Origin of the sequence: Nocardia sp. NPDC060255 (assembly GCF_042727395.1) — a bacterium.
In the GTDB taxonomy this organism is placed as follows: domain Bacteria; phylum Actinomycetota; class Actinomycetes; order Mycobacteriales; family Mycobacteriaceae; genus Nocardia.
The window spans coordinates 378,751-390,805 of record NZ_JBHXAU010000002.1 but is presented as its reverse complement, the minus strand read 5'-3'; the positions used below and the strand labels follow the sequence as shown (position 1 = coordinate 390,805).

At 65.3% G+C, this 12,055-nt stretch carries 9 protein-coding genes; 4 read left to right on the top strand and 5 right to left on the bottom strand.

The window, feature by feature from the left end:
- Window positions 1-56 precede the first annotated feature (56 nt).
- Both dapA and ACFWF1_RS07595 read left to right on the top strand, forming a co-directional pair.
- A complete protein-coding gene (dapA, locus tag ACFWF1_RS07600) occupies window positions 57-962 on the top strand; it encodes a 4-hydroxy-tetrahydrodipicolinate synthase (protein ID WP_379290820.1) in 906 nt (301 codons plus the stop codon).
- Between the two features lie 27 nt (window positions 963-989).
- On the top strand, window positions 990-2,525 hold the full coding sequence (locus ACFWF1_RS07595) for a DHA2 family efflux MFS transporter permease subunit (RefSeq protein ID WP_379290821.1): 1,536 nt from the start codon (window positions 990-992) through the stop codon (window positions 2,523-2,525).
- Between the two features lie 52 nt (window positions 2,526-2,577).
- Here the strand turns inward: ACFWF1_RS07595 and ACFWF1_RS07590 are convergent, their stop codons facing one another.
- The 3 genes from ACFWF1_RS07590 to ACFWF1_RS07580 all read right to left on the bottom strand — a co-directional run bounded on the left by ACFWF1_RS07590 (window position 2,578) and on the right by ACFWF1_RS07580 (window position 7,737).
- Window positions 2,578-6,054 carry a DNA-directed RNA polymerase subunit beta gene (locus tag ACFWF1_RS07590; RefSeq protein WP_379290823.1) on the bottom strand — a complete coding sequence of 1,159 codons (3,477 nt, stop codon included), beginning with the start codon at window positions 6,052-6,054 and terminating at the stop codon, window positions 2,578-2,580.
- A 320-nt stretch (window positions 6,055-6,374) separates the two neighbouring features.
- Window positions 6,375-7,160, bottom strand: a complete 786-nt coding sequence (locus tag ACFWF1_RS07585) for an alpha/beta fold hydrolase (protein ID WP_379290825.1) — start codon at window positions 7,158-7,160, stop codon at window positions 6,375-6,377.
- 10 nt (window positions 7,161-7,170) lie between these two features.
- The gene (locus ACFWF1_RS07580; protein ID WP_379290827.1) at window positions 7,171-7,737 is read right to left on the bottom strand and encodes a TetR/AcrR family transcriptional regulator; all 567 of its coding nucleotides are present in this window, start codon (window positions 7,735-7,737) and stop codon (window positions 7,171-7,173) included.
- Between the two features lie 87 nt (window positions 7,738-7,824).
- Between ACFWF1_RS07580 and ACFWF1_RS07575 the strand changes: the two genes are divergently transcribed.
- On the top strand, window positions 7,825-8,541 hold the full coding sequence (locus ACFWF1_RS07575; protein ID WP_379290829.1) for an SDR family NAD(P)-dependent oxidoreductase: 717 nt from the start codon (window positions 7,825-7,827) through the stop codon (window positions 8,539-8,541).
- On the opposite strand, the gene ACFWF1_RS07570 is transcribed toward ACFWF1_RS07575, so the two are convergent.
- Complete coding sequence (locus ACFWF1_RS07570) at window positions 8,542-9,024, bottom strand: cation:proton antiporter regulatory subunit (protein ID WP_379290831.1); 483 nt, start codon at window positions 9,022-9,024, stop codon at window positions 8,542-8,544. It lies immediately after the preceding gene.
- A gap of 443 nt (window positions 9,025-9,467) precedes the next feature.
- Between ACFWF1_RS07570 and ACFWF1_RS07565 the strand changes: the two genes are divergently transcribed.
- Window positions 9,468-10,355 carry a hypothetical protein gene (locus ACFWF1_RS07565; protein ID WP_379290833.1) on the top strand — a complete coding sequence of 296 codons (888 nt, stop codon included), beginning with the start codon at window positions 9,468-9,470 and terminating at the stop codon, window positions 10,353-10,355.
- A gap of 3 nt (window positions 10,356-10,358) precedes the next feature.
- Here ACFWF1_RS07565 and ACFWF1_RS07560 read toward each other — a convergent pair whose 3' ends face one another.
- Window positions 10,359-11,867: a putative glycoside hydrolase gene (locus ACFWF1_RS07560; protein WP_379290834.1), complete on the bottom strand. Its 1,509-nt coding sequence runs from the start codon at window positions 11,865-11,867 to the stop codon at window positions 10,359-10,361.
- Between the last annotated feature and the right edge of the window lie 188 nt (window positions 11,868-12,055).

Here is a 12,055-nt window from a genome sequence, read left to right as displayed (position 1 = left end):
TCGACTGTAGAAACGTGAACTGGACCTGAAGGTTCAAGCTGGTCAAGCTCATACCTATGACGCTCGCAGGCTTATTCGTTCCCCTTGTCACGCCGTTCACCGCCGACGGCGCGCTAGCCGCCGACGCGTTGGCCGGATTGGCCCACTCGGTCCTGGCCGACGGCGCGACCGGCCTTGTCGCGCTCGGCACGACTGCGGAAACCGCCACCCTGAGCCCGGCCGAACGCGAACGAGTCGTCGACATCTGCGTCAACGTGTGCCGAGAACACCACGCCCCCTTGATCGTCGGCGCGGGCTCCAACTCCACCGGCGACTCGATCGAAGCGGTCGCGGCCCTCAGCTCGGACATCGCCGCCGCCCTCACGGTGGTCCCGTACTACACGCGCCCCTCCGAGGCGGGCGTGCTCGCCCACTTCCGCGCCCTCGCCGCCACCAGCCCCGTGCCGCTGATCATCTACAACATTCCGTACCGCACCGGCCGCACCCTCAGCGCCGACACCCTCCGCCAGCTGGCCGAACACCCGAACATCATCGGCGTCAAACACGCCGTCGGCAGCATCGACGACGCCACCATCGAGCTCATGCGCACGCGCCCAGCCGATTTCGCGGTTCTCGCGGGCGACGATATCTACCTCTCGCCACTGCTCGCGCTCGGTGCGACGGGCGGCATCCTCGCCTCGGCAAACCTCGCCGCCGCGTCCTTCACGGCGCTCGTCGGGGCCTGGCGCGAGGGGCGGATCGACGAGGCCCGAGCCCTCGGCCACCGCCTCGCCGCCCTGTCCAGCGCGCTGTTCGCGGAGCCGAACCCGACCGTCATCAAGGCGGCGCTGGCGGCCCAGGGACGCATCCCCAGCGCGGCTGTCCGACTGCCGCTGCTACCCGCCAGCGAGGCCGCGACAACCGCCGCCCTGACCGCTTTGGGAAATTCTTCTGCCGAATTGCCAGAGAAATTGCTGGTGTAGGAGGCGAAGAGGTGGAACGCTGAAGCGGTGACTCAACCTCCGGATAATCAGGCAGCGGCGCCTGACCCGACCGCCGACAAACTAGACCCGGCGGTCTTGAAAGTAGCGGGCGTGGTCGTGCTCGGCGCGATCATGTCGATCCTGGACATCACCGTCGTCAATATCGCGCTGCCCACCTTCCAAGCCGAATTCGAGACGAGCTACGCCATCGCGGCGTGGACGATCACCGGCTACACCCTCGCTCTTGCCACCGTCATTCCGCTCACCGGGTGGGCAGCGGACCGGTTCGGCACCAAACGCCTGTACATGGCGGCGCTGACCTTCTTCGTACTCGGCTCCGTGCTGTGCGCCACCGCATGGAACATCGAGTCGCTCATCGCATTCCGCGTGATCCAGGGCATCGGCGGCGGCATGCTGATGCCGTTGGGCATGACGATCATGACGCACGCGGCGGGCCCGCAGCGGGTCGGCCGGGTGATGGCGGTGCTCGGCGTGCCGATGCTGCTCGGACCGATCTGCGGACCGATCCTCGGCGGCTGGCTGATCGAATTCCACTGGCAGTGGATCTTCCTGATCAACGTGCCGATCGGCGTCATCGCGCTGATCCTGGCCTACGTCGTGTTCCCCGCGGACAAGCCGGAGCCGTCGGAGTCGTTCGACTTCCTCGGCATGCTGCTCGCCTCGCCCGGACTCGCGCTGTTCCTGTTCGGCGTCTCGTCGATTCCCGGCGAGGGCACGGTGGTAGCGACAAAGGTGTTGCTGCCCGCGATCATCGGCGCTGTGCTGATGGTGCTGTTCGTGTTCCACGCGCTGCGCACCGAGCACCCGCTGATCGATCTGCACCTGTTCCGCAACCGCTCGCTGACCTTCGCGGTGCTCACCATGGTGCTGTTCGCGATCGCGTTCTTCGGCGGCGCGCTGCTGCTGCCGACGTACCTGCAGCAGGTCCGTGGGGAATCGGCGCTACAGGCCGGATTGCTGCTCATCCCACAGGGTTTGGGCGCGATGGTCACCATGCCGGTCGCCGGCAAGCTGGTCGACAAGATCGGGCCGGGAAAGATCGTGCTGGTCGGCATCACGCTGATCGCGGTCAGCACGGTGTTCTTCACCCAGCTCACGGTGGACACCTCGTACCCGCTGATGCTCGGCGCGCTGTTCGTGATGGGTCTCGGTATGGGCTGCACGATGATGCCGATCATGACCGCGGCCATCCAGACGCTGAGTCATCAGCAGGTGGCCCGCGGTTCGACGCTGATGAACATCGTCAACCAGACCGCCGGTTCGATCGGCACCGCGACCATCTCGGTGGTGCTGACCAACTTCCTGAACAACCGGGAATTCGCCAAGCCGGCGATCGCGGCCAACGCCAATCCGGAATTCGCCAGCAAGCTGCCGCCCGGCGTGCTGGAGACCGGATTGAGCCAGGCCGCATCGGCATTCAGCCACACCTACATCGTGGCGCTGGTGCTGATCATCCTCACCCTGGTGCCCGCGTTCTTCCTGCCGCGCACCAAGCCGAAGAATCCGGAGCTCGCCGACGCGGTTGCGGCAGTGCACGTTTAGCGATCATGGGCCGAGATCACCTGTCCAGCAGGCGATCTCGGCCCATGGTTAATCAGCTGGGCAGATCTTCGACGGTGGCCGCTTCGTTCCTGGACAGGTTGATGCCCAGGTTCGCCGCGGCGCGCTCCAGATCCTCGTCCTCACCGTCGCGCATCTCGATCGCGAGGCCGTCGGACGACAGCACTTCGACGTTGAGGCACAGCGACTGGAGTTCCTTGAGCAGCACCTTGAACGACTCCGGAATGCCCGGCTCCGGAATGTTCTCGCCCTTGACGATCGCCTCGTAAACCTTGACCCGGCCCACGATGTCGTCGGACTTGATGGTGAGCAGTTCCTGCAGCGTGTAGGCGGCGCCGTAGGCCTGCATGGCCCAGCACTCCATTTCGCCGAAGCGCTGACCACCGAACTGTGCCTTACCACCGAGCGGCTGCTGGGTGATCATCGAGTACGGACCGGTCGAACGGGCGTGGATCTTGTCGTCGACCAAGTGGTGCAGCTTCAGGATGTACATGTAGCCGACCGCGACCGGATAGGGGAACGGTTCACCAGAGCGGCCATCCAGCAGCGTCGCCTTGCCATCTGCGCCCACCAGCACATCGCCGTCGCGATTGGGCAGTGTCGAGCCGAGCAACCCGGTGAGCTCCTCGTCCCGCGCGCCGTCGAACACCGGCGTGGAGATATTGCTGTTCGCGGGCGCGGCCAGCATCTCCGCAGGCAGTGTCGCCGCCCAATCGGGTGTGCCCTCGACCTCCCAGCCGGTCTTGCCGATCCACCCGAGGTGGGTCTCCAGGATCTGGCCGATGTTCATCCGGCGCGGCACACCGTGGGTGTTCAGGATGATGTCGACCGGGGTGCCGTCCTGCATGAACGGCATGTCCTCGACCGGCAGGATCTTGCCGATAACACCCTTGTTGCCGTGGCGACCGGCGAGCTTGTCGCCGTCCTGGATCTTGCGCTTCTGCGCCACATACACGCGCACCAGCTCGTTCACGCCGGGCGGCAGATCATCATCGTCCGCGCGCGAAAACACCCGGATACCAATGACTTTCCCGGATTGACCGTGCGGCACCTTCAGTGAGGTGTCGCGGACCTCGCGCGCCTTCTCGCCGAAGATGGCGCGCAGCAACCGTTCCTCCGGGGTCAGCTCGGTCTCGCCCTTCGGGGTGACCTTGCCGACGAGAATGTCGCCGTCGCGCACCTCGGCACCGATCCGGATGATGCCGCGGTCATCGAGGTCGGCCAGCACGTCGTCGGAGATGTTCGGAATATCGCGGGTGATCTCCTCCGCGCCCAATTTCGTATCCCGAGCGTCGACTTCGTGCTCTTCGATGTGGATCGAGGTGAGCACGTCCTCCTCGACCAGGCGCTGCGACAGGATGATCGCGTCCTCGTAGTTGTGGCCTTCCCACGGCATGATCGCGACGAGCAGGTTCTTGCCGAGCGCCATCTCGCCGTTCTCGGTGCACGGGCCATCGGCCAGCACCTGTCCCGCTTCGACTCTCGCGCCCTCATCGATGATCGGCCGCTGGTTGACGCAGTTGCCTTGATTCGACCTGGCGAACTTGCGTAGGCGGTAGCTCTTGCGCGTGCCGTCGTCGGCCATCACGGTGATGTAGTCGGCGGAAACCTCTTCCACCACACCGTCTTTCTCGTTGACGACGACATCGCCCGCGTCGATCGCGGCCCGTAGTTCCATACCGGTGCCCACCACAGGAGCCTCGGAACGGATCAGCGGCACCGCCTGGCGCTGCATGTTGGCACCCATCAGGGCGCGGTTGGCGTCGTCGTGCTCGAGGAACGGGATCATCGCCGTCGCCACCGAAACCATCTGCCGCGGTGACACATCCATGTAGTCGACCTCGACCGGCGCGACGAACTCCACCTCGTCGCCGAACCGCCGCGCGAGCACCTTGTTCTCCACCAGCCGCCCTTCGGCGTCGACCGGCGAGTTGGCCTGGGCGCGGATATACCGTTCCTCTTCATCGGCGGTCAGATAAACCACCTCGTCGGTCACCTGACCGTCGACCACCCTGCGGTACGGCGTCTCGATGAAACCGAACGGGTTGACCCGCGCGAACACCGAAAGATAGCCGATGAGACCGATACTCGGGCCTTCCGGCGTTTCGATCGGGCACATGCGCCCGTAGTGGCTGAAGTGGATGTCGCGGACCTCGATGCTGGCCCGTTCCCGGGAAAGTCCGCCGGGCCCGAGCGCGGACAGCCTGCGCTTGTGGGTCAGTCCGGCAAGGGGGTTGTCCTGCATCATGAATTGCGACAGCTGGGAGGTCCCGAAGAACTCCTTGATCGACGCGCTGACCGGACGGATGTTGATCAGTGTCTGCGGTGTGATCGCCTCGATGTCCTGGGTCGTCATCCGCTCCCGGACGACCCGTTCCATGCGGGACAAGCCGATTCGGATCTGGTTCTGGATCAGCTCGCCGACCGTGCGTACCCGGCGATTGCCGAAGTGGTCGATGTCGTCGACCCCGATCGGCACCTCGACGCCACCCTCGGCGGTCATCGTCTTGTCGCCCGCGCGCAGGTGCGCCAGGTATTCGATGATCGCGACGAGGTCTTGCTCGGTCAGCGTGGCCGAGTCGATGTCCAGGCCCAGCTTCTTGTTCATCTTGTAGCGACCGACGCGCGCCAGGTCGTAGCGCTTGTCCTTGAAGAACAGATTCTCCAGCAGGGTCTGCGCCGACTCCTTGGTCGGCGGCTCGCCCGGACGCAGCTTGCGGTAGATATCGAGCAGCGCCTCGTCGGTGCCCGCCGTGTGATCTTTCTCGAGCGTCGACATCATGATCTCGGAGAACCCGAATCGCTCGACGATCTGCTCCGCGGTCCAGCCGAAAGCCTTGAGCAGCACGGTAACCGGCTGGCGACGCTTGCGGTCGATGCGGACACCGACGGTGTCGCGCTTGTCGATGTCGAACTCCAGCCACGCACCACGCGACGGAATGACCCGCGCGCTGTGCAGGTCCTTCTCGGTGGTCTTGTCGACGGACTGGTCGAAGTAGACACCCGGCGAACGAACCAATTGGGCGACTACGACGCGCTCGGTGCCGTTGACGATGAAGGAGCCCTTGTCGGTCATCATCGGGAAATCTCCCATGAAGACCGTCTGGCTTTTGATCTCACCGGTGTTGTTGTTGATGAACTCCGCGGTGACGAACAACGGCGCCGCGTAGGTCATGTCCTTGTCTTTGCACTCATCGATAGAGGCCTTGACCTCTTCGAATCGGGGGTCGGACAGCGTCAGCGACATGGTGCCCGCGAAGTCTTCGATCGGGGAAAGTTCGGCGAGCACCTCTTCGAGGCCGCCCGCCGTGTTGTTCTCGCCACGTGCGGCGGCGCGCGCCCGCCATCGCGGCGCGCCGATCAACCATTCGAAGGAGTCGGTTTGCACGTCGAGCAGGCCCGGCACATCGAGGGGCTCACGAATTCTGGCGAACGACACCCGCTGCGGGGCACCGGGGATACCGGCAACTACCTGGGCTGTAGTGGTGACTTTTTGGGACGAGACTGACACGGTGCGTCCTTCCGCGACCTCACACTGCTGATGAATTGCGTGTGGTCACCTACCCGAGCGAAACTCGCACACCGCAAGAAGCGAACACCACATTATCGATGGTGATTCACGCAATTGGGTTCGTGTGGACGGACGGGAGGCAGCCAGCGCAACGTCCCAAGTTACTCGCAGTTTCGGCGCAGCACAATAGGCATTCGATAATTGGGGTCGTGTAGCAACCACGTCGAATGTTTCCTCTGTAGGAATAGTAACCCCGGGAACCTGCCTGAGTCAAGACTTTCAGTGGAATTCGATCAATTCGGCAGGTGCGCGAATGGGGGTTAGGTACGCGCCTCGTCGAGGAAGTCCAGCACGAGCGGGCCCGCGACGGACCGGAATTCGTCGAAGTACGCGTGCCGGGCGCCGGGGATCAACCGCAGCTGCGCGTGCGGGATGCGTTCGGCGAGCAGCGGCGCGTTCGCGGCCGGATTGAACCGGTCCTCGGTGCCGTGCACGATCAGGGTGGGAGTTGTGATGTCCGGCAAGACATCCCAGGCGTCGTGCCTGTTGCTGGCCATGAGATGGCGACGCTTGGCGTAGGCGGGCATGGTGGGATCGCCGAGGGTGTTGTGCGGGCCGGCGTTGTGCGCCAACCACTCCGGGGTGTACATCAGCTCGAGCAGAGCCTGGTGCGCTGCGTCCGGATCGGGGTCGATGAGCGACTGTCGAATTTCAGGACCGCGTTCGATACTGTGCTTGCCGCCGGGGGAGGTGCAGCCGAGGACCAGGGCGTGCACCCGCTCCGGATGGCGGGCGGCCAGCCATTGTGCGACGCGACCACCCATCGATGTGCCGTACACCGCGGCGTGCTCGATACCCAGGTCGTCGAGCACCGCGACCACATCGTCGGCGAATCCGACTGTGCTGTAAAGCTCGTCGGGCTTATCGCTGTCCCCGGTGCCGCGCCAGTCGAGGGTGATGGTGCGATACCGGGTCTCGAAGTCCTCGCGGATCCCGTCCCACCAATGATGATTGTTGGCCTGCCCGGCCAGCAGCAGTAGCGGAGCGCCCGCGCCCGCGGTTTGATAGGCGAGGCGAACGCCGTTGGCGGCCTTGGCATATGGCACGGTGCTGTTCCTATCGGGTCGGTTGATGAACGGGACGCAGGCCGTCGAGGACGAGTTCCAGGCAGCGGCGCCACGCGGGTGATCCGGCTGCCTCGCCGAGTAGCGACAGTGCCCACACCAGATGCACCACGTCTTCGTCGCTCGCGTCCGCGCGCACCGAACCCTCCTGTCGAGCGCGGTGCAGCAGCGTCGATAGATGCGACATGCCGCGATGGCACGCCTCGGTCAGCTGGGCGGCGGCGGGATGGTCACCGGTGAGTGCCTCGAGCAAGCCGCGGTCGGTGGTCATCTGGCCGAGCAATTCCTCGAGGAACCCGCTGAACGCGACCCAGGCATCCGGCTCGGCCGCGGCCCGGGCGGCGAATTCGTCGATGGCGGCGAGGCGCGGCGGCAGCAGCGCGTCGATGAGCGCGTCGCGGTGCGGGAAGTGGTTGTACAGCGTGCCGATGCTGACTCCGGCCCGTCGCGCGATCTCTTCCAGGGACCCGTCGAGTCCCTGCTCGGTGAAGACATCGGCCGCTTCCCGCAACAGCTTCTCGCGGTTGCGGGCGGCATCGCGGCGCAACGGTTTGGTCATGGGCACCATCATACAAAAGTCGAGGGGCTCCTCGATTTCATGCTACCTTTGAAATTGAGGGACCCCTCAATCTTTGGAAAGAGCGTCATGTCCATTACATCTACCGCCGTGATCGTCGGCGTCGGACCAGGCCTCGGCATGTCCATGGCCAGGCGTTTCGGTAGCGAAGGATTCCGGGTCGCGCTGATCTCACGCAGCGAAGCGCGGCACGAGGGCTATCTGAAAGACCTTGCCGCACAAGGCGTTGATGCCAGCGCCTACGCCGTCGATATCACCGACCGAGCCCGGCTGAGGTCGGTGCTCGGCGAGATCGCAAGCGACGGCGACATCGAGCTCGCCTACTACGGGCCCGGGCCGACCCAGCAGCCGATCCCGCTCGCCGAAACAGACGCCGCCACAGCGCAATCCGCGTTCGACTGGGTCTGGCCCGCCGTCGACATGGTGCACGAAGTCCTTCCGGCCATGCGCACCAGAGGCGCCGGCGCTCTCCTCTTCGCGGGCGGACTCTCCAGCGTCCGGCCGATGCCGATGCTCGGCCACCTGGCCCTGCCCTCCGCTGCCCTGCGCAACTACGCCGTCACCCTCAATGCCGCCCTCGCCGACAGTGGCGTCTACGCGGCGACCCTCACCATCGGCGGTCTCATCGAACGCGGCGACATCCATACCATGGTCACCGCCGACCCGGCCCGCTTCGGCTCGATGGAGGGCCGCACACTGAACCCGGACGACCTCGCCGCCACCGCCTGGGACATGTATCGCACCCGCGACCGCGCGGAAGAGGTATTCGACCTGTTCAGCGGCTGATCAGCCGTTGGTCAGGATGCTGGCGGCGGCGTCGAGGCCCTCGGTGGTTCCGACGATCACCAGCAGGTCGCCCGCGGCGAAGGTGAAGTCCGGGCCCGGCGACGGGACCACCGAGCCGCCGCGCATGATGGCGACGATGGAAACCCTTGTCCGGGTGCGCATCTCGGTCTCGCCGAGCGGGCGGTCGGCATAGGGGGAGCCGCCGAGGATAGCGAACTGCCTGGTGTTCACGCCGTCGAACTCGCGGTGTTCCTCGCGCAGCTGCGCGACCAGCTGCGGGGCGCCCAGCAGGTTGGCCAATGCGGCCGCCTCCGCCGCCGATAACGGAATCTGGTCGGTGGCTTCGGGATTGTCGGACTTGCTGACGATCAGGTAGACCGTGCCGTCCTTGTGATCGATGACGCCGATCCGGCGGCGAACGCCTTTGACCGGAAAGTCCTTGCGCACACCGATACCCGGCAGGCGCGTCACTTCAACGTTCACTCCACCAGCGTAACCGCGCCGACCGCGCGGGGTGTGATGCTGCCCATTCAATACGACCGATCGATCGTTCGTATTGTAGCTTGAGGGTAACTGGCTCACTCCGAGGAGACCTACCATGACGGCAACACACGCGATTCGACCGTTGGCACCGACCGAGGCGGTCTATGTCGGTCCGGGATTGTTCGTCGGCTACTCCGTTCAGGTGCGCGGTTACCTCGGCATCGCGGCGCTGTCGCAGGCCTTTGCCGCGCTGCGTCGTGCGTATCCGATCCTCAGTGCACGTCTCGTGGCCGATGATCAGGCCGCGGTGATTGTCGGCTCGTCGGTGCCGCCGGTGATCCGGGTGTTCGACGGCGAGGTCGCGTCCGTCCGCTACGACACGGACCTGGACGCGGCCCGGACAGTATGCGAACTCCATGTGGTGCGAAGGCGATCGGGCGAATGTGACGCTGCTGATCCACCACAGCGTTGCCGACGGTCACCGTTCGCTCGCGATACTGGCGGAATTCTGGTCGCTGTACACCGATTTCATCGAGGGAACGGCCGTCCCGGCGGTGGCGCGGCACGCGTACCCGATGTCGCTGGAGGCGTTGTACGCCGAACGCGGCATCGGCCCCGCCGAGACCGGAACAGCTGTGCCCAGTGAAGTACCGCCCGCGCCGGACGGCGATCGCCAGGTCATCGCGCTGTCGTATCTGCGTTGCCAGCTCGATGAAGGGCAGACCGCTGCCTTGGTCGACTTCGGCCACCGGCAAGGCACGACGATCAACAGCTTGGTATCGGCGGCCATCCTGCTCGCCATCGCGGATGTCCATGATGTGCCACTGACCGAGATGCCCTACGCCTATCTGGTGGAACTGCGATCGCGCATGTCGCCGCCGGTGGCCTTCACCGCGGGGACGAACATCTTGCGCTATGGGAGGTACATCACCGAGGGCGATGCCGTCGAGCTCGCGGATATAGCGCGGGCGATCGGCGCCCGGCTCACGGCTGATCTGGCCGACCAACGGATCCAGCACGCCGCGGTGCAGGCGGCCGGCAGCAAGTTCGCTGTGCTGCAAGAACTTCAACAGGCTCCGGCCGCAGCGCTTGCCACGAACTGGGGCAGAGTACCCACGCTCCGCCATCCGCCCGCGCTCGAACTGGACGACTTCTGGCCGCTGTTCCATATCGACGCGCCCATACCGGCCGACGCACCCGCGGCGACACCGTTTTTCGTGATCACCGGTTTCGCCGGCCGGCTGAACATCGACCTGCTGATGCCCGAGCTGACCGGCAGCCACCGGGAAATCGTTGCCGCGCTGCGTGATCGGCTGCTGCCGGTCCGATAGGGATCAGTCCGCAGGTCCCGCAAGGCTGTAATGCACCGTGGGACTCCACAGGAAGAACCCATTGACCTTCGCGTCATTGGCGGCGTCGATCTGCGCCCTGACCTCACCGGAACCGTAACTGACGCCGAGGCTGAAGTCCTGCAACCAGGGCACGATCTTGGCCGCGGTGCCCTGCGTCTGCGTACGGAAGTCCTGCAGCGAGCGGAAGACAATGTCGTAGGGCTGCGAATTCGGGTTGACGACACCGTATTCGCCGGCGTTCCAATGCGAGGGATACAGCATCGGCGCGATGTAGTCGACGTACTTGGCCATCATCGGAATGTCCTGCGCGATCTCGTCGGGCCGGGTGGCGGCCACCCCGAATACCGCGGCACTCTGCTCGGCGCCGGCGTCGCGCACGGGATCGCGGCTCTCACGCAGGAATTCGGCGATCGACACGGTGGGCGAGGTGGTGGAGCCGGGGAACTGCATCTGCGACAGCGCGCCGTCCGGGCGCCGGATGTAGTCGTACATGATGCCGTCGAAGCCGAGCTTCGCCGCCTCGACCGCGAGATCGATGTTGTATCTGCGGATTTCTGGATTCGCGAAGTTGGTGAAGGCGATCGGGCCGTACCTGCTCGAGTACGGCTCGCCCGACGGAGTCTGGATGACCCAGTTTTGATGGCCTGCCTGCCAGGCCCATTCGGCCATGGTCTTGTCGCGGAAGGCGACAATCCGGCCCACCACTCGAATACCCATATCGTGCAACTGCCGCAAGGCCGCGGGGGCGTCGTAGATCCGCATAACGGCACCCGATTCGCGGGCGAGCGGTACCTGGGAGTCGTAGCCGACCTCGCCGTCTTCGTCCTTGATGTCGAGCTGCACCGTGTTGATGCGCCCGTCACGAGCCATATTCAGCACGTCCTCGCGGAGTCCGTCGTCGGACCAGCCGTAGGCGGTGACGTGCACTGCCTTGATCGGTGGCTGCTCGATCGCCGCCGTGATCGGCTGCGCGGTCTGATTGCCCGCGGCGTCCACGGCGACCACCTGCGCGCCGGTCTGCGCGCGCGGCAGCGTGATCTCGAAGGAGCCGTCGTCGGCCGGAGTCGCCGACAGGTTGCCGACCGACACGCGCTCGGCGTCTTTTGCCTTGCCGCGCAAGGTAACCGGCTGGCGGTAAGAAGTCACGCCGGTGGGCTGCGTCAGTTCCAGGGTCGGTGCCTCGTTGTCGACGGTGAACGCCTTGGACACGCCGGGGCCGGTGCGGAGGAAGCCGAGGAAGCTCGGTGGGATCTCGGCGGTGAACTTGTGCTCGCCATCGGGCAGCGCGCCCGGCCGGTAGACGACGGTGTTACCGTCGATGGCGCCGGTGACCGGCTGACCGTCGAGTTCGAGCTGCAGGGCGCCGGGGTCGTATTCACCCGCGTCTACCCGCAATGTCATGGCGGACATGGTCGCCGCGCCGACCAGACTGTTCGGGAGACCGGTGACGGTCAAGCCGCGGGGTTCGGTGCGGACCCAGCTCAGGGTCACAGAAGCGACAAGAATTGATAAGACTGAGATAACCAGGACTGCCGCCAACCGCCGGTGTCCTGTCACGCCTAGTCGTTCTAGCAACGCACACACCAACTTTCGTCTGGAGATCGCTCAACTATCGCGGGTTCGGCCCGCGCCCGTCCCTGCTTTGTCCGAGTTGCTTACGCAACGAATTGGTCGCGTTC